Here is a 20,880-nt window from a genome sequence, read left to right as displayed (position 1 = left end):
CCTTCGAACGCCCACGCCGATCTGTCAAGAATTTTCCCTTGTTTCGGCCTCGTTTGCCTACCGGGTTTTGTGATCCGCGAGCGGCCGCCGAAACGTGACGGATCGTTCCTGCCATGCTAGGAGGAGCGGCTTTGCGATGCCGATGCAACCCCCGGAATTGAAAATGTCACACTCTTCGAATGCCGTCCCACTGACCGCTCGCGCCGGTTCGCCGCTGAAAGGCCGCATCAGGGTCCCGGGCGACAAGTCGATTTCCCATCGATCGATCATGTTTTCCACGCTCGCCATCGGGCGGAGCACCGTCGAGGGGATACTTGAATCGGAAGACGTGCTGAACACGATCGGCGCCATGCGGGCGGTCGGAGCGCGTGTGGAAAGGCCTGCCGACGGGCGCTGGAGCATCGAAGGCATCGGGCTCGGCAGCCTGCTGGAGCCGGCAGGCGTCATCGATTTCGGCAATGCCGGCACAGGCGTCCGGCTGACCATGGGCATCGTCGGCTCGCATCCGATCGCGACCACCTTCGTCGGCGACGCCTCGCTCTCGCGCCGCCCGATGGGTCGCGTGCTCGATCCGCTGCGCATGATGGGCGCCGAAGTGGTGGCACGTTCCGGCGATCGGCTGCCGCTGTCGATCCGGGGACCGAAGACCGCAACGCCGCTGACCTATCGCGTGCCGGTTCCATCGGCCCAGGTGAAGTCGGCCGTCCTGCTTGCCGGCCTGAACGCGCCGGGCGTGACGACCGTCATCGAGCCCGTCGCGACCCGCGACCATACCGAAAAGATGCTGAAGGGCTTCGGCGCGAACCTGAGCGTGGAGCTCAACGACGCCGGAGAACGGGTGATCCGCCTGGCCGGGCGGCCGGAGCTGAAGCCGCAGGACGTGATCGTGCCGGGCGACCCGTCGTCGGCGGCCTTCCCGGTGGTCGCGGCCCTCATCACTCCGGGATCCGAGATCGTGGTGGAGAACGTGCTCCTGAACGAGCATCGCACCGGCCTGTTCAAGACGCTGCAGGAAATGGGCGCCGACCTTTCCATCGTCAATATCCGCGAGACGGGCGGCGAGGAGCTCGGCGACATCGTCGTGCGCCACAGCCGCCTGAAGGGCGTCACGGTACCGGCGGAGCGCGCGCCGTCCATGATCGACGAATATCCGGTGCTGGCGATTGCCGCCGCCTTCGCCGAGGGCGAAACCGTGATGCAGGGGCTGGAAGAGCTGCGCGTCAAGGAATCCGACCGGCTGGCTGCCGTTGCCCGCGGCCTCGAAGCCAATGGCGTCACCTGCAGGGAAGGCGAAAGCACCTTGTCGGTGACCGGCGGCGGCAGGTTCGGTGGCGGCACGGTCGTCACGCATCTCGACCACCGCATCGCCATGAGCTTCCTGGTGCTCGGACTGGCTGCCGAAAAGCCGGTGACGGTGGATGATGGCGCCGTCATCGCCACGAGCTTCCCGGGCTTCCGCGATCTGATGGCAAGTCTCGGCGCCGGCATCGATGAGGCGGAGGCGACCAACGCATGATCATCGCCATCGACGGACCGGCGGCGTCGGGCAAGGGGACGCTGGCTCGCCGGCTGGCTGCGCATTTCGGCTATTCCCACCTCGATACCGGCCTGACCTACCGGGCCGTGGCCGCGGCCCTGCTGGCGCGCGGCCTGCCGCTCGGCGACGAAGAGATCGCCATCGCCGTTGCCCGCAATCTCGATCTCGCCCGCCTCGACCGCGACATGCTGTCGTCGCACGAAATCGGCGAGGCCGCTTCGCGGATCGCCGTCCTGCAGGGCTTGCGCGACGAACTGGTGGCGCTGCAGCGCAATTTCGCCCGGCATGAACCGGGCGCCGTCCTGGATGGTCGCGATATCGGCACGGTGGTCTGCCCGCAGGCGCCGGTGAAGCTTTATGTCACCGCGAAGCCGGAAGTGCGGGCAAGGCGGCGCACCGACGAGCTTCTGTCCAAGGGCAAGGATGCCGACTACGGCGAAATCCTCGCCGACCTGAAGCGCCGCGATCAGCGCGACAGCAACCGCAGCGTCGCCCCCCTGAAGCCCGCCGAGGATGCCCACTTGCTCGACACGAGCGAAATGGATATAGAGACGGCGTTCCGTGCGGCTGTGGATATCGTCGACAAAGTCCAGCGAAGCAAGGCTGGATGACGCTGCGTTTTCCGCATTGCTGAGCGACCGGCAGAGATGCCGTCGATGAAAGCGAGCCCACCGCGGGGAACCGACAGGAACATTGAAACGGATCAGGCCGCCCGCATCGCCGGCACGCGAAGCCACTGGCTTCGCGAAAAGCTTGCCCGAAGGCAAGCCGGACGAGCCGAACTCCGAGTGCAACACCAGCCCGCCGGCGACAAGCCAGATTTGGCTTTCAGGAGAATTCATGAATAGTCTGAACCCCTCCCGCGAGGATTTTGCAGCCCTTCTCAACGAGTCCTTTGAAACCCAGGAGCTCTATGAAGGCTCCGTGGTCAAGGGCACCGTCATTGCCATCGAGAAGGACCTCGCGGTCATCGACGTCGGCCTGAAGGTCGAAGGCCGCATTCCGCTGAAGGAATTCGGCGGCCGCGGTCGTGAAGACGGCCCCGCCCTTTCGGTCGGCGACGAAGTCGAGGTCTATCTCGAGCGCGTCGAGAACGCGCTTGGCGAAGCCGTGCTGTCGCGCGACAAGGCGCGCCGCGAGGAAAGCTGGGTGCGCCTGGAAGTGGCCTTCGAGGCCGGCGAAAAGGTCAACGGCCAGATCTTCAACCAGGTCAAGGGCGGCTTCACCGTCGATCTCGACGGCGCCGTGGCCTTCCTGCCGCGCTCGCAGGTCGATATCCGTCCGGTTCGCGACGTCACCCCGCTGATGCACACCCCGCAGCCTTTCCAGATCCTGAAGATGGACAAGCGTCGCGGCAACATCGTGGTGTCCCGCCGCGTCGTGCTGGAAGAGACCCGCGCCGAGCAGCGTTCGGAGCTGGTGCAGAGCCTCGAGGAAGGCCAGATCGTCGAGGGTGTCGTCAAGAACATCACCGACTACGGCGCTTTCGTGGATCTCGGCGGCATCGACGGCCTGCTGCATGTCACCGACATCGCATGGCGTCGCATCAACCATCCGAGCGAGGTGCTGACGATCGGCCAGACCGTCAAGGTCCAGATCATCCGCGTCAATCAGGACACGCACCGCATTTCGCTCGGCATGAAGCAGCTTGAGACCGATCCGTGGGATGGCATCGACGCCAAGTACCCGGTCGGCGCCAAGTTCGCGGGCCGCGTGACCAACATCACCGACTACGGCGCCTTCGTGGAGCTGGAGCCGGGCATCGAGGGCCTGATCCACGTTTCCGAGATGTCCTGGACGAAGAAGAACGTCCATCCGGGCAAGATCGTTTCCACCTCCCAGGAAGTGGACGTGATGATCCTCGAAGTCGATCCGGTCAAGCGCCGCATCTCGCTCGGTCTCAAGCAGACCCTGCAGAACCCGTGGGAAGCCTTCGCAGAGAAGTATCCCTCCGGCACCGAGGTCGAGGGCGAGGTCAAGAACAAGACCGAATTCGGTCTGTTCATCGGTCTCGACGGCGACGTCGACGGCATGGTGCACCTGTCCGACCTCGACTGGAACCGTCCGGGCGAGCAGGTCATCGAGGAATACAAGAAGGGCGACGTGGTCCGCGCGGTCGTGCTCGACGTCGATGTCGACAAGGAGCGCATCTCGCTCGGCATCAAGCAGCTGGGCGGCGATCCGTTCGACACGGCTGCTGCGGGTGAAATCCGCAAAGGTGCCGTCGTGACCTGCGAAGTCACCGAAGTCAAGGAAGGCGGCCTGGAGGCGAAGATCGTCGATACCGACCTGACCACCTTCGTCCGTCGCGCCGACCTGGCCCGCGATCGCGCCGAACAGCGCCCCGAGCGCTTCTCGGTCGGCGAGAAGTTCGATGCCCGCGTGACGCAGTTCGACAAGAAGAACCGTCGCGTCTCCGTCTCCATCAAGGCGCTCGAAATCGCCGAGGAGAAGGAAGCGGTCGCCCAGTACGGCTCGTCCGACAGCGGCGCTTCGCTCGGCGACATCCTTGGCGCGGCCCTCAAGGCCCGCGAAGGCGGCGACGAATAAGCAGACCGGTCCAGTCTTTCCCGCGCCCGTCGGGTGCGGGAAAGACGCCCCTGCAACCAACGAAAAGCCCGGCTCGCGCCGGGCTTTTCTCGTTTTCGCATTCAATGACGGGTGCGCCTACCCGTAGCAGTGTTCCGGCGCGGGATAGGCGCCGCTTTCGACCTCCTCCACGAAGGCCTTGAGGGCGGCCGCCACGTCGCCGCGCCCCGCCAGATAGTCCTTCACGAAACGCGCCTTCCTGCCCCGTGTCAGCCCCAGCATGTCGTGCAGCACGAGAACCTGGGCGTCGGTGGAAGGTCCCGCGCCGATGCCGATCACCGGAACCTTCGCGCCGTCCGAAACGGCCTTGCCGACGGCATTCGGAACGCATTCAAGAAGCAGCATGCGAGCGCCGGCATCCTCCAGCAGACGGGCGTCGCGGGCGATGCGGGCGGCATCTTCCTCGCTCTTGCCCTGGATGCGATAGCCGCCGAGCATGTCCGTCGTCTGCGGTGTCAGGCCCAGATGGGCGCAGACAGGAATGCCGTGCTGCGTCAGGAAGCGGATGGTGTCCGCCATCGCCGCTCCGCCTTCGATCTTCACCATATTGGCCCCGACCTGCATCAGCCGGGCCGCCTCCCTTGCCGTCTCCAGCGGCGAGAACGTGCTGGCAAACGGCATATCCGCCATGATCAGCGGCCGGTCGGCGGCTGAAGCATCGAGGCCGCGCGCTACGCAGGCGGTGTGATAGATCATGTCGGCCATCGTGACCGGCGTCGTCGAAGCCCGGCCCTGGATCACCATGCCGAGGCTGTCGCCGACGAGGATGACACCCGCACCCGCGTCGGCGACGAGGCTCGCGAATGTCGCGTCATAGGCCGTCAACACGGCGAAGCGCCGACCTTCCGCCTTGCGGCGATCGAGAGCGGTGAGCGTAATCTGCGCCATGGTGTCCTCTCCCCTGCTGCCGGCCCCGCAGTGACGTGCGTCGGATCCGGGCAGCCTTTCGACGAAGCGGCAAACAGTGCGCCTGATACAGGCAGCACCTGCCGAAAGCAATCGCACCCCGCGGGCGAATACGGGCTTTTCATCGCGGGCTCAGGCATGTAGGCCTTGAGAACCAGACAACGGAGCTTGATCCTTCATGTCCTTCGATGCCGATGCGATCGTCGACCGCCGCCGTTTGCGCCGCAAGGTCACCTTTTGGCGGGTCGCCGCATTCGTCGCCCTGGCCCTTCTGCTTGGAGGCGCGCTTGTCGGCCTCTCCGGCCTCGGCGGTCCGAGCAAGCGTTCCGACCATATCGCCCGCATCGAGATCAGCGGCGTCATTGTCGATGATCGAAAGCGCATCGAAATGATCGAGAAGATCGCCAAGTCGGATGCGGTGAAGGGCGTGATCCTGTCGATCAATTCCCCAGGTGGCTCCACGACGGGCGGCGAGGCCCTCTATGTCGCGCTGCGCGAACTGGCCGGGAAGAAGCCGATGACGACGCTGATCGGCACGCTTGGCGCTTCGGCCGGCTACATGACGGCCGTCACCTCCGATCACGTCATTGCCCGCCACAACTCGCTGACCGGATCGATCGGCGTCTATATCCAGTTCGGCAACATCAAGGGCCTGCTGGACACGCTTGGCATCGAGGTCAATGTCGTGAAGAGCGGCCCCCTGAAGGCCCAGCCGAATTTCTTCGAGCCGACGACCGATGCCGCCAAGGCCAACCTGCAGGCGGTTATCGACGACAGCTACGACTGGTTCGTGAAGATCGTTGCCGAAAGGCGAAACCTGGACGAGGCCAAGGTGCGCAACCTCGCCAATGGCGGCATCTATTCGGGCGTTCGCGCCAAGTCGCTGGGGCTGGTCGACGATCTTGGAGGAGAGAACGAAGCGATCGCCTGGCTGGAAAAGGAAAAGGGCGTCGCCGAGGATCTGCCGGTCATTACCTGGTCGCCGCGTTCCGAGCTTGACGAGCTTCCCTTTGCGTCACAACTGGCCAATGCGCTCGGACAGGGGCTATCGCACGGCCTTCTTGGCCGAATCGGCGACGCCAAACACATTGTTCCTGCTGCCGTTTCGCTTGACGGCCTCGTATCGGTTTGGCACGCTCCCGAGACAATAAACGACAATGACACGACAGGGGCGGATCGATGATCAAGTCGGAACTGGTGCAGAGGATCGCGGAGCAAAATCCGCATCTTTATCAGCGTGATGTCGAAAACATCGTCAACGCCATCCTGGACGAGATCACAGACGCCCTCAAACGGGGAGATCGTGTCGAACTGCGCGGCTTCGGTGCCTTTTCGGTGAAAAACCGCCCGGCACGGGTTGGACGCAATCCGCGCACGGGCCAAAAGGTCGAAGTGAACGAAAAGAATGTGCCCTTCTTCAAGACGGGCAAGGAAATGCGCGAGCGCCTGAACGGCGGCGTCGATCACGGCGAAGACGAAGACTAGAGCGCTTTCCGGCCGGATAGGATCATCCGGTCGATAAGAAATCGCTCCAGGATCAATACCTTGAGCATTTCCTTGCCGCCAAATCCAGTTCGGATTTGGCGGGATATGCTCTAGGGCGCATTCCCGAAGGGCGAACGGTTCTCGGTATCATGCTCCGGGGAGATAACGGTGATACGCTTTTTGAAGAGCCTCATCCTGCTGCCACTTGCCGTCCTGCTTATCGTGGCGGCGGTTGCGAACCGGCACGACGCCACGTTGTCGCTCGACCCCTTCTCCGACGGTCAGCCGGCCCTCGCCGTGACGGCGCCCCTGTTCTGGTTTCTCTTTGCCGCGGTTGCCGTCGGCGTCCTGATCGGTGGCACTGCCGCCTGGGCGAAGCAGGGCAAATGGCGCCGCGAAGCTCGCGTCAAGCGGCGTGAGGCAAGTCATTGGCATGAAGAGGCCGACCGGCTGAAAGCGGTTTCCGACGCGACTTCCGCGCCCGCTCTCGGCGCGCCGCAGCACCGCGACGCCGCCTGACAATTCCACTTCGGGAATTATTCCGCCGTGTCCGGAGGGCGATATCCGGGCAGGCTCCAGCCATATTGGATCGCTCCCGCCCGAAGAGCGAAGGCGAATGCCCCACCCGCGATTGCCGCCGGCCAGTTTCCGACGCCAAGAAGCGTCAGGCAGACATATCCCGCGGCTCCGGCGAAGGCGGCGGTGAGGTAGATTTCGGATTTCACCAGGGCGGACGGCTGGCCGGCGATCGTATCGCGAATGATCCCGCCGAAGGTTGCCGTCGCCACTCCCATGAGAACCGCGACCACTGCCACATCGCCCTGCGACAGCGTCTTGGCCGCCCCCATGACCGAATAGGCGGAGATCCCGACGGCGTCCGCCCATCGCAACGGCTTGCCCCAGCTTTCGAAAAGCGGCGCGGCGAACCACATGGCGGCGCCGACGAGGAGGCAGACGATCAGATAGGTCTGATCCTCGACCCAGAAAACGGGAACCCCAAGCAGCAGGTCTCGGGCCGTGCCGCCGCCGATGCCGGTAAAAGTCGCGAAAAACAGGAAAGCGATTATGTCGAGCTTCAGGCGCGATGCGACGATCGCGCCTGTGATCGCGAAGATCGCCACACCGAGAAAGTCGAGGATAAGCAGCATCGGCGCCCCCGGACCAACGAGTTCAATACTCCGCCGGTGGCGGACGGACGCGCAGCCAGGGAGTCAGTGCGGCGTCAGGCCGTCTTGTCGACAGTCGCGCCTGGTTGTGCGTCGCCGTTTGCTGCGCCTGCTTCCTTCGGGCCGCCCTTGGAGACGCCGACGAGCGCCGGGCGCAGGACCCGGTCACCGATCGTATAGCCGGCCTGCATCACCTGCACCACGGTATTGGCGGGAATGGAGGGGTTCGGCACCTCGAACATTGCCTGATGGAAATGCGGGTCGAACTTCTGCCCTTGCGGATCGAGCTTCTTGACCCCGTGCTTCTCGAGTTGATTGAGCATCTCTCGCTCGGTCATCTCGACGCCCGCGATCAGGCCCTTCATCGCTTCATCGGCGCTATCGCGCGCATCGGACGAAAGAGATTCCAGCGCGCGGCGCAGATTATCGGTCACCGCCAGCATGTCGCGTGCAAATCCGGCCACCGAATATTGCTTGGCGTCACGGATTTCCTTCTCCGTGCGGCGGCGCAGATTTTCCATCTCCGCCATCACCCGCAAGGTGCGATCCTTGAGTTCTGCGTTTTCCGCAGCAAGAGCTGAGAGGGCGTCGCCTTCACCGCCAACCGAGGGGCCCGCGGTGGACTGCGCAGCGTTCGCCTGCTGCGGGTCGGCCGTGTTTTCGGAAGTTTCGGGAGTCTTGCCGTTTTCGTTCATATCACGCTCAACTCGTCATCTCATTATGCCCGACGGGGGCGGCACAAACCGGGGCAAATCGGGAGCAATGGTTCGGATTCAGCGGCCAGTGCCGGCTCCCGTCATACACGCATTTTCTCAGGCGTAAAGCCTGAAGGGCCTGCGGCAGGGCCTGAAGCGGGACATCATCATGGCCGCGCCCCTGAAACAGCGGTTTCAGAGGCGCGTATTCGAATGCGATCCACCGACCGGATCGGAGCTTCAGCCCGTTATCTATCCGGGCCTGCCCTATCAGGTCGAGCTCTTGATCCAGTCCGACAGCCGGTTCTTCGGCGCGGCACCCACCTGGGTAGCGACCGGCTCGCCGTTCTTGAAGACGATCAGTGTCGGGATCGACCGCACACCGTATTTGATGGCGGTATTCTGGTTCTCGTCGACATTGAGCTTGGCGATCTTCACCTGTCCCTTGAGCTCGGTTGAGATCTCCTCCAGCGCCGGAGCGATCATCTTGCAGGGACCGCACCATTCGGCCCAGAAATCGACCACTACGGGCTCGGACGAGTTCAGGACGTCCGTCTCGAAGGTGTCATCGGTGACGACATCAGTTGCCATGTCTTGCCTCACAATCATCCGGGCATGCCACCGGGCAGGCCGCTCGAGTTGGTTCGAAGGTAGGAATTGCCGCCCATTCCGTCAAGCAAGGGTTAAGTGGCCCGCGCCCGTCGGCCGGGAAGCAAGACGTGCCCCGCACAAATCCGTTACGACAGCGCGCGAAGAGCGGCATCCATCTTTTCGGCTGGAATTTCCATGAGAACCGGACCGGAAGTCCACAACAGTGCCGCCCGGATGAGGCGATCCGGATAGATGCCCTTCAGGAGGTGGCGATAGACGCCAAGCTGCGTCACATAATCGAGAGGAACGCTGTCGATATCAGCCGGAAGCAGCCTGTTGGTCTTGTAGTCGACTATGAGCACCTCCTCTTCGGTCACGCACAGACGGTCGATCTGCCCCGAAACGGCGACGATCTCGCCGTCGGGGGCTTGCATCTGGCCGACAATCGGCACTTCGGCGCGGGCTCTGGCGGAAAAGACTTCGGCAAAACGCGCGTCCGCGAGAATCGCCAGCACTTCCGCAAGCACGCCATCCTTCTCGCCGGCAAAAGCTGAGGGCAAGGCGCGGTTCAGGAACCGGTCGGCGGCTTCAATCCGCATTTCCGGCGAAACCTCCGGCAGGACCTCCAGCATCCGGTGGACCAACCGGCCCCGCTCCAGCGCCCAGTCGGAAGGCCCCCGCACGGCCCCCAGCATTGCCGCGCCGCTGAGCGCTTCGACGCCTTCCTTCGCCTCCATCGCCTCGAAGGCCTTCGAGGGCTGTAGGCGGCGCTGGCGAACCGGCGCCGATGCCGGCCGGTCCAGCCAGGCGGGACGATCGATCGACCGGGTCGCCTCCGTCTTACCGGAACCTTCGGCAACTATCGGGACCACCGCCTTCTGGCCTTCCCTTCGCCACAGCAGGCGGGAAAGGCTCCCGTCCGCCGAAAATTCTTCCGTGGAATCCCCTGCCAGCGCCCGATTGACCAGTGCGTACCAGGTATCTTCCCGGGGCGCGGTCTTGCCGGTCCAGCCGCAGACCACCAGCCGATCCTTCGCGCGCGTCATGGCGACATAGAGAAGGCGGCGATATTCCTCCTCCGCCTTGCCGCGCAGGTCTGCCAGCGCCTCCTCGTGCCAGGCGGTGCGCCCTGCCTTGCCGGGCAGCCAGACGAGCGCCGGCGGGCGGTCTTCATCGCTACCTAGCGCAAATTCCAGCATGGTCGGATCGTGCCGCGCCGAGACGGGCGCCGCCCCCGGATCGGCGAGAATGACTACCGGAGCCTCGAGGCCCTTGGCGCCGTGCACCGTCATGATGCGCACCACGCCCTCGGCGCTTGAGAGTTCCCGCTTGATCTCGGTGGGGGCAGCCGCTAGCCAGGCGAGAAAGCCTTCGAGCCCCGGCGTGCCCGTCTGCTCGAAGACGATGGTCAGGGCGAGGAACTCGTCGAGGATGTCGTCCACCTCGTCGCCGAAGCGGGACCGAAAGCGGCCGCGCCCGCCATCGGCTCCCAGAAGACGGGAATAGAATTCGAAAGGCGGCATGAAATCGGCCCGACGGCGCCAGGTCTCCAGCTGCTCGCGTATCTTGTCCCAGCGTTCATTGGCGCTCGCATGCCGCAGCAGTGACTGCCACAGCGTGCCGGCCCTCGGCTGCTCCGGAGTATCACGCGCGATCTCGAACAACGCGTCGTCGTCCAGGCCGAAGAGCGGGCTCTTCAGCACCGCGGCAAGCGAAAGATCGTCCTCCGGCAACAACAGGAACCGGCCGAGCGCGACGAGATCCAGCACCGCGATATGCTCGCTCAGCACCAGCCGGTCGCTGCCGGCAACCGGAACACCGAGCCGCTTCATCTCCCGCGTCAACGCTTCGACAAACGGCCCCCGTTTGCGCACCAGGACCAGCACATCACCGGCCGTTGCTGCACCACTCGTGCACCACTCATCGACCGCCTGCGCGATCCGCCGCGCCACGCGCATCATCGGGCTCGACGCGGAGACCCGGTCTATCGGCGCCGTCCAGTCGTCGGACGCCTCGACCTCTTCTTCCGCTTCGAGCGGCCAGATTTCCACCAGACCGGGATCGTTGCGGCGAATGGCCTCGTGCACGGGCGCGTCGCCGTCCTGCGACAGGCCCTTGCGCGCGGATGGATCGGCGAAAACCTTGTCGACCGCGCCGAGCACATCAGGCGTCGAGCGGAAGGAAAGCGTCAGGTCGACCGCTTCGAACGAGGTCGCAGCCTTTGCCGCCTGCTGCTGGAAGTGCCTGCGCATGCGGGCGAAATGCGCCGGCACCGCTCCCTGGAAGGAATAGATCGACTGCTTCTCGTCGCCGACCGCGAAAATGGTCCGCGCAGTATCGCGCGCACCATCCCCTGCGAAAAACTCCTCCGCCAGCGCCCGGATCACTTCCCATTGCCGCGGACTGGTGTCCTGCGCCTCGTCGACAAGGATATGGTCGAGCCCCCTGTCGAGCTTGTACTGCACCCAAAGGGCGGCATCCGAACGCGAAAGCAGGTTGGCCGCGCGCACCACAAGATCCTCGAAGTCGAGCAGGCCGCGGCGGGTCTTTTCGGTCTCGTAGGCGCCAAGCATGGCATCCGCCAAACGCAGGATCGCCGCCGTCCCCTCCATCGTCAGGACCGCGCGGCGGCGGTCGAGCAAGGCGAGGAGGCGTGCCTGTTCCTCTCCCATCAGCGCGGCAAGATGCGGATGCACCGCAGCGACCGCCTTCGTCGCCAGGGATTTGCGCGGCTCAAGCGATTTGGTCAGGAATATCTCCAGCCAGATATCGCGGAAAGGCGCCCCGTCCTGCCCGATCACACGCCGGATCGCTTCGGCATTCCTGCGGTCGGTGACACCGCCACCGCTCAACGCATCGGCAAGCGCCGCCTTCGCGCTGTCATCGAACAGCGATCCATCGAGGATTTCCTGCTCGATGTCGTCCACCTTCTCGCCGGGCGTGACGCCGAAACGCCGCGCAAGGTCGGCAAGTCCGTCCTCCAGCGACGGATAGTCGACGATCCAGCGCAGGAAAGCGTCGCGCCGGCCGACCATCTCCTTGAGCGCGCCTTCGACCGAAAGATCCGCCATCTCGCCGATGAGGAAGGAGAGCGCCTGCCCCAATGCGCTCTCCGGCTCGTTTTCGGCCGCGTTCAGCACCCGCGCCCGGGCTTCGGCAAGCAGCTCCGCCGACAACCTGTCGTCGAGCACGGTGAAATGGCCGGCGACATTGGCTTCCAGCGGGAACTGATGCAGCAGGGCCTCGCAGAAGGCGTGGATCGTCTGGATCTTGAGACCGCCCGGCGTTTCAAGCGCCTTGGCGAAAAGGTGCCGCGCACGGGCGATCCGCGCCGCCGTGGGCCTTCTGCCCTCGATGTCCTCAAGCTCTTCCGCCAGGGCTTCGTCATCGAACCCGGTCCAGGCGCCCAGGGTCTCGAAGACGCGGGTCGCCATTTCGGCAGCGGCAGCCTTGGTGAAGGTCAGGCACAGGATGCGCGAAGGCTCGGTTCCCGCAAGCAGCAGGCGGACGACACGACGAGCGAGGACGAAGGTTTTGCCGGAACCGGCATTGGCGCTCACCCAGGCTGACGTCGCCGGATCGGCGGCCGTGGCCTGGCGATGCAGGGTCGACGCCGGGATTTGCGGGCGGTTCATTAGGGGCAGGACCCATTAATTTGGCTGGAATGGCGATCGAGCTGACTTCGATCTGCCGCGTCAAAGCCCTCGACCGGGGGTATGACCCCGATCTTCGCGCTATTCCTTCCATCTCTCGTCATCTCGATCGCCATTCCAGTCTAATTAGTGAGTCCTGCCCCTAGTCCTCTCCCTCGCCGAGCGACCATTCCTGCACGCGGGCCAGATGGTCATAAGCACCACCGAAGGCGCGCTCCTCCATCACGCGGGCGCGCGACAGGTAACCCTTGTCCGGTTTCTCGTAAGCCGCAATCAGTTGCGTCGTGCGCGCGAGCGCGTCCTCCGCAAGTTCGGAGATCGACCGTTCCTTCGGATTGCGTGGCAGGACATCGAGCGGCGGCTTGCCGCCGGAAAGCCGGATGTAGACAAGCTCCGAGACATGAGCATCCGAAGAAATCCCGTCGAACCCGCCCGCCCGCACGAGTGCCGCTTCGAGCGGCATTTGCGGCGCGAGCAATGCCTCCACCTGCTTTAGCGACGGTGGCTGGCCGGTCTTGTAGTCGATGATCGCCAGCGAGCCGTCGGCCATTTCGTCGATACGGTCGGCACGGCCGACGAGGCGGACCGTGCGAGCGCCCGGGAAGGAGATCTCCATGCCGCCGCCGATTTCCAGATGGCGTCCGACAAGCTGCGGGGAGCGTTCCGCCTCGAAGCCGACGAAAGCCTGCGCAACGCGCAGGAAACGGGGCCACCAGAGCGCCTTGACGGCCGGAAAGGCTTCAAGCGGCGCAAATCGATCCCGGCCTATCGCGATCAGTTCATCGAGCGCCGAACTGTCGAACGGCCCTTTCCAGTTTTCCAGAAAGCGGGCGAGGCAGTCATGGATGATCTGTCCGCGCTCGGATGCTCCGGGCTCGCCACCGATCGGCTCAACTTCGTCCAGCCTCAGGATACGCCTGGCGAAGATCGCATAGGGATCGCGGATCAACGTCTCGATCTCGGTGACGGAAAGCCGGTCGGGCCGCGCGGCAAGCGGCGGCTTCGGCGCCGGCCGCGACGCAGGCACGACAGGCTCGTCGAGGCGGTCGAGCAGCCCCGCGAGACGGCGGTAGCGCTCGCCCCGCTCCCGCATCTCCGTCGTAACTTCCTTGCCAAGCAGGGTCGTCAGCCGTTGCAGCCAGCGCGAAGTCACCGTCGGGGCGCCATCGGCCCGCTCCGCCCGTGACAGTATGACCCGGGTCGCGCCCATGCCTTCGCAAAAGTCATGCGCTGCGGCACCGATACGCCGCTCCGGCGGTTCCAGTCCGATATCCCGCTTCATCGGCCGATTGAGCCAGGGATCGTTGCGCATGCGCTGCGGCCAGGTCCCCTCGTTGAGGCCGCCGAGAATGACGATATCGGGCCGCTGCAGGCGCGCTTCCAGCGGGCCGAGGATCGCGATCCTCGGATCGCCCGGCAGCCGGCGGCGCACGTTGATGCCGGAAATCAGCGCGGCGAAGACGGCGGGCCACTCAACTGCGGGAACCGTAAGGCCGGTGTCGCCGGCCTCGAGCAGCGAGGACATGGCAAGCGCGAGCGCGTCGCCGGCCTCGCCGGCATAGACCTCCGCATCGCTGCCCGTTTCGTCGCGCCCGATCCGCGACAGACACTCCAGATGCGCGCGCACAAGCTCTTCGACCGGCAGTTCCCCCGAGGCGGCAAGCAGCGTTTCGAGTGGAGACAATGCGTTCGCCAGGCGGTCGGCGAGTTCCTCGACAGCGAGCCAGTCGTCATCGACCAGTTTCTTCCAGCGCGGCGTATGCCGATCCTCGATCGCGCTGCGAGCCGCCGCGATTGCCGCCTTCAGGCCCGCCGTGCCGGGACGGGCGCGCGGCCCGCGCAGGACGCCACGCTCAAGCGCGCGCGCTGCGGCTCTCACCTCCTTTGCCTGCCAGCCGAAGCGCGCAAGCGGGTGTTTCAGGAGAGCGAGCAGATCGACCGGCTCCATGCCGCCGAGCGCCAGCCCTGCGGCAAGGGTAGCCAGGATCGCCGGAGGCGTCTGGTCGAGCGGGCGACCTGCGGAATCGTCGACGTTTATTCCCCAACGCGCGAGATCGACGGCCACGCGCCGGGCCAGGGTACGATCGGGCGAAACAAGCGATACCGTCAGGCCTGCTTCCACCGCTTCGCGCAGCGCCACAGATACCGCCAGCGCTTCCTCCGCCTCGTTGCGTGCGACGAGCAGGGAAACGTCCCCGAAGGCTCTGCTGCGCTCCGCCACCGGCACGCTCTTCAGAAAGCCGGGCCAGGCATCGGTCGTCTCCGCGGGAAGGAGCGCCTTCGACACCAGATTTTCGCGGCTGGCGAGCGGCGCACTTTCCGCCGTCGCGAGCGGCATCACATCGGCCCGCGTGGCTCCCAGCGCGGCAAGAAGCTGTTTCAGACTGTATTGCGGGTGACCGGGAACGGCGATTTCCTCGCCCGGGGCGCCCAAGGCCTCGTAGCTTCTGTCATCCAGGCCGAGATCGAGGCCGGGCAGGACAATTGCCCCTGTCGGCAAACTGGCGACAGCCTTCAGCAACGCCGCCGTCGCGGGAATGGAGCCTGTGGTTCCGGCCACAATGACGGGCCCGCGCGGAGGCGTGGCGGCGAGCCGCTCCGCCTCCCTGCGAATGAGCGCCGAGCGCCGCGCCTTCGGGTCCATCGCCCCGTGCTCTGTGAGATATGCCGGCCATGCCTCCATGGCGATCTTCAGGAAGTCGAGCGTGATCTGCCAGTAGCGGGCGTGGTCGTCCGGCACGAGCGAAAGAAGACCGGCCCAGCCCGCCTCTTCGGTTGCAACCTCGTCCATCAGCGACAGCAGGTCGCCGGCAAGCCACGCCGCATCGGCGGCGGAGGCTGGAAGGCGCAGCGGCTCGTCCGGCGATAGGCCAAGCACGTCCCTGCGCAGTGCCCCCTTCCAGCCGCGCACCAGCCGCGTCATCGCGAGCAGACGTTCCATCGGCGGGATGGGCGGCGGCAGGCCGGTCGCGTCCGGTGCGGCACGCAGCACATGCTCATCCTCATCCACGTCGCCGAGCGGTCGGATGACGGGGAGCAGGCTGGCCGATGTTCCAAGCCTCCGACGAAACAGGTCCGGCAGGGCGCGCGCCGCGCGCCGGGTCGGCAGGTAGAGCGTCACATCCGCGAGCGAGAGGGGATCGGATTTCGGATCGAAGCCCGGCACCAGGCGCCCCTCGACAAGGGCATCGACCAGCGTTTCCAGGAATGGTGCGGTCGGCGGAATGGTGAAAAGGCTCGGGCGTGCTGGCATCGGCTCTAATGAATAGATTCGTTCAGCCATTCTGACCGGAAAGCCGCCAGCCTCCAATGCCCGCGCAAAAAGATCAGTCGGCGCTTTCCAGGATCGCGCGCTCGGCCTCCGTAATCGCTTCCGGCGTGCCGACATGGAGCCAGACACCTTCCATCTGAACGCCATGAAGCCTGCCGGCCTCGATCGCCCGGTCGAAAAGCAGGTTCAGCGAAAAAGCCCCCTCCGGCGTATCGGCGAAGATGCGCGGATGCAGGATTGCGGCGCCCGCATAGGCAAACGGCGTCACTGAGCGTTCGATCCGGCGGGACAGCTTGCCGTCCTTTGCCATGTCGAAGTCGCCGCGTCCGTCATAGCCGACGCTTGCCACGATTTCCGAAAGCAGCAGGAGGATGTCCATTCTTTCCTCATCCCACTGATGGATCAGATGCTCCAGGTTGGGCGTCACGCCCTCGATCCAGGTACTGTCGGAATTCAGCAGCAGAAAAGCCTCTTCGCCGAGCAGTGGCAGCGCTTTCCGGATGCCTCCGCCGGTTTCGAGCAGGCTGTTCCGCTCATCGGAAATGACGATGCGCGGCATCTCGCGCTTCGCCATATGCACTTCGACCAGGTCGGCGAGATAATGGACATTCACCACGCACTGCCCGATGCCGGCGGCCTGTAGCTTGTCCAGCCCGTGGTCGATCAACGCCTTGCCGCCAATCTCGATCAAGGGCTTGGGTGTGGTCGCCGTCACCGGCCGCATCCGTTTGCCGAGGCCGGCTGCCAGCATCATCGCCCGCTTCGGGCGCCAGGAAGTCGCATTTGTCATGTGCTTCATCCGATCGAGGGGATGTTCAGACCGCGCGCCCGATACCAAGCCCGCAATTCTTCCAACAGCGGATGGGACAGCGCCTTGGCCATATAGGCCTCAAGACGAGGGAGATGGGCGAGATAGCCGGGCTTTCCGTCCCGCCGCGCCAGGCGTACGAAAATCCCGAAAATCTTCGACAATCGCTGGGCGGACAGAATGGCGTAGTCGCGCGCGAAACGATCCGCGTCGAAATCCGCATCGTGCAGACGTCGCCCGGCGACATAGCGCGCGAATAGCTCCCGCTCCAGCGGTGCGGGAACCGTCACCCTCGCGTCGAAAAGAAGGGAGCCGAGATCGTAGGCCGCCGGGCCGATCACGGCGTCCTGAAAGTCGATGAGGCCCAGGCGGCCGTTTCCGGTTCTTTCTTCCCGCCAGATCAGGTTCGGGGAATGGTAGTCGCGCAGCACCCAGGTCGTGTCGCTATCCGACATCATGGCCAGGGCGTTCCGCCAAAGCGCGATGAATTCCGCACGCAATCCTTCGTCCGGCGCGGCACCGGCATAGGGAAGGTACCAGTCGAAGAAAAGCTCAGCCTCGAAAAGCAGCGCCCGTTGGTCGTAGCGAGGCAGGCGGTAGAGCGTGCCATCAGGCAGCGGCGTTTCCTCCGGCATCGCAATGGCATGAAAATCCGCAAGGAGATCGACGGCCGCCGCATAGCGTTCGGCAATCGGCGCGCCTTCGCGGACCACACCTTCACGGCCCAGATCCTCCAACAGCAACAAGCCCGCATCGAGATCGGCGGCGTAAATCTCTGGCGCCGCGAAGCCCGCACGCCGAAGCCCTTTGCCAACGGCAACAAAGGGGCGCACGTCCTCCGCCAGATGCACGAGGCGACTATAGGGTAGTCCGTCGCGCACCGGAGGGCCGTCCGGCCTTGCCGGTGCGTTCATCAGGACGGCCGTTTCGCCGTTGCGATGGACCGTCTCGTAGGCCCGTGACGAGGCGTCGCCCTGCAGGGGCACGCGCCGGGCCGCAGGCCAACCGGCTTGGTCCAGAAATTCGCGAATTTCACGGCTGCGCGCGACGCGGCCGGCGAAGTCGTCGTCGGGCATGTGCAGTGAAATCCGCCGTCCTGTCGGATGGTCGAGCGGCTCGATGCGGATCACCGTGGCACGGGCCGGCAGATGCCCGCTTGCCCGCTCCGGCCACTCGATCAGCGCCGCACCGCCCTCCAGGGCTTCATCCAGCGCCAGTTCCTCGATTTCCTCCGCCTCTTCCAGACGATAGAGATCGAAGTGTGCAATGGGCAGCCGTGCGAGATCGTAGGTCTGGACCAGAGTGAAGGTCGGGCTCGGCACTTCCAGATCATCGTCGCCGGCAACCGAGCGGATCAGGGCGCGCGCGAAGGTCGACTTCCCCGCGCCCAGATCACCGACGAGAAGCAGGCAATCGCCCGGCTTCAGGACGGCTGCAAGGTCCTGCGCCAGACGCCCGGTTGCAGCCTCGTCTGCACAGTCGAAGTGTAGCGAAGTGTCGGTCACGAGAAGATGTGCTCCGGCGGAATTTCCCTGACCCGACATAGCCCAATTCCCCGAAGGACGCGAAGGCATTTGCACGGGTTTTCGCAGGAAACGGCTTTTCCGCACCCTTATTCGGCGGCGTGCCGGAGCGCCTGGGGCGACAGCAGGAACCGACAGATGACCTCCGTCCCCTCGCCTTCGGTGGAAGCGATGTCCACCGTCCCGCCGTGCAGTTCCACGAAGCTCTTGATGATCGACAGTCCCAGGCCGGCACCGCGGCGGCGATTGCCCGCGTCGCGACTGACAAACCTGGAAAAGACCTGATCCAGCAGATCCGCCGGAATGCCGCAACCATGATCGCGGACACGGAATTCCACGGCATCTGTCAGACGCTCGCAGGTGATATCGACCAGCCCGCCTTCATCCGAGTAGCGGACGGCATTGGAGAGCAGATTGTAGAGCACCTGCCGCAGGCGCCGCTCATCCGCCTGCAGCGTGCCGATATTCTCCGGCACATGCGAGCGAAGCGTGATGTGTGCTTCCGTCAGTCTGTCCTTGAGCCCTTCCACCGCCGCCGCAACGGTCTTGGCGACGTCAACGTCCGACAGATCGAGTTCCATGATTCCGGCGTCGATCGTCGCGAGATCTAGAATATCGTTGATAATCGCGAGAAGTGCCGAGGAAGATGACAGGATGTAGTTTGTGTATTCTGACTGCTTTGGCGTCAGCTCGCCAAATTTCGTATCGCCAAGCAACTGCGCGAAGCCGATGATATTGGTGAGCGGCGAGCGCAACTCATAGGAAATATGCTGGATGAAGGCGTTCTTCAGCTGATCCGCCTGCTCCAGCGCATCGTTCTTCTCAAGAAGCGCCCGTTCCACGTTCACCGAGTCGGTGACATTCACGAAAGTGACGAGCGTGCCGCCGTCAGGCAGCGGCACAGTGGCATAGTCGATCACCTCACCATCCGCGCATTCCATCCTGCCGTGGACGGGTTCGCGATTGTCGGCAAGGCCGGTCACGGCAAAGGCAAGCTCGCGCCAGATATCGACCACGCCTTCGTCGCCTTCGATCCAGTCGACGATGGCGTTGATATGCGGGCTGTCGCCGAGATTTTCCTCGGAAAGGTTCCAGATCGAACTGAAGGTCGGATTCCACAGCCGCAACCGGCCATCCGATCCGAACACGGCCACAGCTTCAGACAGGTGGTCCAGCGTTTCGCCCTGCACCCGGATCAGCGCGTTGTAGCGGCTCTCCAGGTCGAGGCGCTCGGTCACATTCTCATAAATGTAAGTGACGCCGCCCTGCGGATGCGGATTGGCAATGACCCGCAGCGTGCGGCCGTCGGGTAGATGCCACCAATGTTCGCTTGCATCGAGGGAGCGGTAACTTTCCAAGTTTTTCGCGCGCCAGCTTCGATAATCCGCCTGCTCGGGCAGCTTGCGCGCCGCGCGCAACTGGTCGAGCAACGCGCCGTCTTCAGGCTGGCTTTCCAGGAACGCGGGATCGAGATCCCAGAGGGCCCGGAAAGCCGCGTTGTAGAACTGAAGCCGCCGGTCGGGTCCGAAAATGGCAACCGCCGTCGCCAATTGGTCGAGCGTACGCGCGTGGAATTCAGCCGTACGCTTCAACTCTCGCTGAATCCGCTCCAGTTCGCTCACGTCGATGGCAATTCCGACACTGCCGCCGTCGGAGGATGCTTCCGTAACATCGAAAATGCGCCTTTCGCCTGCGGTCACGACGGGCAGGCGTGCGCTGGCCATACCCGCCATGTCACGCTGGCGTGCGACGCCCTTGCGACCGCTGTCGTCCAGGAACTCCGAGCCAGAAGCAACGACTTGCGCCGGATTGCCGGCATCGACCGCCGCAGCATAGGCGCCGTTGACCCAGACGAGCTTGCCGTCCGCGTCACGCTGCCATGCCGGCGCGCCCAACGCTTCGAAAAGGCGTTTCATGGCTTCGAGTTCGCGCGACAGTTCCTGGTGCCTTGCGCTCAGCGCAGCCTGCGCGCGACGCTCGCCGGTCAAATCACGCAGCCGCAGCACCGCCGCGCCCGCCGAGGTCCGGCCGCTCGCCTCGATCATGCCTCCCGATCGCGTCGCGAGGACAAGGGTAAAGCCTTCGCCTCGCTCTCGAAGATCGGCAAGGGACCCCTCGATTTCGCCCGCCGAACGGCCGTCGAGCCAGGTGCCAAAGGACAGCAGCTGTGAAGCAGAGCGCGGCACGCCACTTCCTTCGCCCATGGCGCCTGCCACCATCGGCGTCTCGTCTCCACCGCCCCAGATGACGATCCGGTGGTCTTCGCTGTCGAGGAGGCCTTCCAGGCGGTCAAGGCGCGCCTTGAGGCTCGCATTCTGCCCCATGACATCCTTGAGCGTCCCGGCGGACTTCTTGCGATTCGCAACCAGGACGGAAGCGGTCGTCACCGCGAAGGCAACGGCGCCAACCATTGCCGAGAACCAGACAACTCTGAAGGGATCAACTGAAGATGCCGCGTCGGCGATCGTGTCCATCGCAACGGCCGGCAGCGACCCGGCTGCCAATGCCAGCATGCTCACTCCGGCAAGCTCCAGAGCCTTTCGACTCCTTCTCCGCCATGACGCGCCAATGCGCGCATGTTGCAAGCCGCCAGACGGCATTCCCAATCCCCTATCGCCGCAATCCAACCTTCAGAGCGAAGGTTCACCGATCATTT

The 20,880-nt window shown here is 64.6% G+C and carries 15 protein-coding genes; 6 read left to right on the top strand and 9 right to left on the bottom strand.

Features of this window, described 5'->3' with window-relative positions; translation table 11 throughout:
• Positions 1–163: 163 nt before the first annotated feature.
• The 3 genes from aroA to rpsA all read left to right on the top strand — a co-directional run bounded on the left by aroA (position 164) and on the right by rpsA (position 4,087).
• The gene (aroA, locus tag H2509_RS07635) at positions 164–1,516 is read left to right on the top strand and encodes a 3-phosphoshikimate 1-carboxyvinyltransferase (RefSeq protein ID WP_182163977.1); all 1,353 of its coding nucleotides are present in this window, start codon (positions 164–166) and stop codon (positions 1,514–1,516) included.
• Positions 1,513–2,148, top strand: coding sequence for a (d)CMP kinase (cmk, locus tag H2509_RS07630; RefSeq protein ID WP_182163975.1), 636 nt, complete (start codon positions 1,513–1,515; stop codon positions 2,146–2,148). Before aroA ends, cmk begins: the two co-directional genes overlap by 4 nt.
• Positions 2,149–2,377: 229 nt before the next feature.
• Positions 2,378–4,087: a 30S ribosomal protein S1 gene (rpsA, locus tag H2509_RS07625; protein ID WP_182163973.1), complete on the top strand. Its 1,710-nt coding sequence runs from the start codon at positions 2,378–2,380 to the stop codon at positions 4,085–4,087.
• A gap of 117 nt (positions 4,088–4,204) precedes the next feature.
• Here the strand turns inward: rpsA and panB are convergent, their stop codons facing one another.
• Positions 4,205–5,014, bottom strand: coding sequence for a 3-methyl-2-oxobutanoate hydroxymethyltransferase (gene panB / locus H2509_RS07620; protein ID WP_182163971.1), 810 nt, complete (start codon positions 5,012–5,014; stop codon positions 4,205–4,207).
• Positions 5,015–5,210: 196 nt separating this feature from the next.
• On the opposite strand from panB, the gene sppA reads away from it, so the two are divergent.
• From sppA to H2509_RS07605, 3 genes are all read left to right on the top strand, one after another.
• Entirely contained in the window at positions 5,211–6,215 is a 1,005-nt protein-coding gene (gene sppA, locus H2509_RS07615; protein ID WP_182163969.1) for a signal peptide peptidase SppA, read from the top strand.
• Positions 6,212–6,517 (top strand): integration host factor subunit beta, encoded by a 306-nt coding sequence (locus H2509_RS07610; protein ID WP_182163967.1) that lies wholly within the window; start codon positions 6,212–6,214, stop codon positions 6,515–6,517. Before sppA ends, H2509_RS07610 begins: the two co-directional genes overlap by 4 nt.
• A gap of 168 nt (positions 6,518–6,685) precedes the next feature.
• Positions 6,686–7,036 (top strand): lipopolysaccharide assembly protein LapA domain-containing protein, encoded by a 351-nt coding sequence (locus H2509_RS07605; RefSeq protein WP_182163965.1) that lies wholly within the window; start codon positions 6,686–6,688, stop codon positions 7,034–7,036.
• Positions 7,037–7,053: 17 nt separating this feature from the next.
• Here the strand turns inward: H2509_RS07605 and H2509_RS07600 are convergent, their stop codons facing one another.
• The 8 genes from H2509_RS07600 to H2509_RS07565 form a co-directional block, all read right to left on the bottom strand.
• A complete protein-coding gene (locus tag H2509_RS07600) occupies positions 7,054–7,665 on the bottom strand; it encodes a trimeric intracellular cation channel family protein (RefSeq protein WP_182163963.1) in 612 nt (203 codons plus the stop codon).
• 74 nt (positions 7,666–7,739) lie between these two features.
• Entirely contained in the window at positions 7,740–8,378 is a 639-nt protein-coding gene (gene grpE, locus H2509_RS07595) for a nucleotide exchange factor GrpE (RefSeq protein WP_182163961.1), read from the bottom strand.
• A 270-nt stretch (positions 8,379–8,648) separates the two neighbouring features.
• The gene (gene trxA, locus H2509_RS07590) at positions 8,649–8,969 is read right to left on the bottom strand and encodes a thioredoxin (RefSeq protein WP_182163959.1); all 321 of its coding nucleotides are present in this window, start codon (positions 8,967–8,969) and stop codon (positions 8,649–8,651) included.
• Between the two features lie 146 nt (positions 8,970–9,115).
• Positions 9,116–12,604, bottom strand: coding sequence for a double-strand break repair helicase AddA (addA, locus tag H2509_RS07585; protein WP_182163957.1), 3,489 nt, complete (start codon positions 12,602–12,604; stop codon positions 9,116–9,118).
• Positions 12,605–12,764: 160 nt separating this feature from the next.
• Positions 12,765–15,875, bottom strand: coding sequence for a double-strand break repair protein AddB (gene addB / locus H2509_RS07580; protein ID WP_182163955.1), 3,111 nt, complete (start codon positions 15,873–15,875; stop codon positions 12,765–12,767).
• Positions 15,876–15,948: 73 nt separating this feature from the next.
• Positions 15,949–16,683, bottom strand: coding sequence for a nucleotidyltransferase family protein (locus tag H2509_RS07575; protein WP_209001862.1), 735 nt, complete (start codon positions 16,681–16,683; stop codon positions 15,949–15,951).
• A 5-nt stretch (positions 16,684–16,688) separates the two neighbouring features.
• Positions 16,689–18,206 carry a tRNA (adenosine(37)-N6)-threonylcarbamoyltransferase complex ATPase subunit type 1 TsaE gene (tsaE, locus tag H2509_RS07570; protein ID WP_328805014.1) on the bottom strand — a complete coding sequence of 506 codons (1,518 nt, stop codon included), beginning with the start codon at positions 18,204–18,206 and terminating at the stop codon, positions 16,689–16,691.
• 107 nt (positions 18,207–18,313) lie between these two features.
• Positions 18,314–20,737, bottom strand: coding sequence for a sensor histidine kinase (locus H2509_RS07565; RefSeq protein ID WP_182163951.1), 2,424 nt, complete (start codon positions 20,735–20,737; stop codon positions 18,314–18,316).
• Positions 20,738–20,880 lie beyond the last annotated feature (143 nt).

Origin of the sequence: Stappia albiluteola (genome assembly GCF_014050225.1) — a bacterium.
GTDB lineage: Bacteria > Pseudomonadota > Alphaproteobacteria > Rhizobiales > Stappiaceae > Hongsoonwoonella > Hongsoonwoonella albiluteola.
Note: the sequence above shows the minus strand (reverse complement) of the source record. Positions and strands in the feature narration are given on the sequence as shown.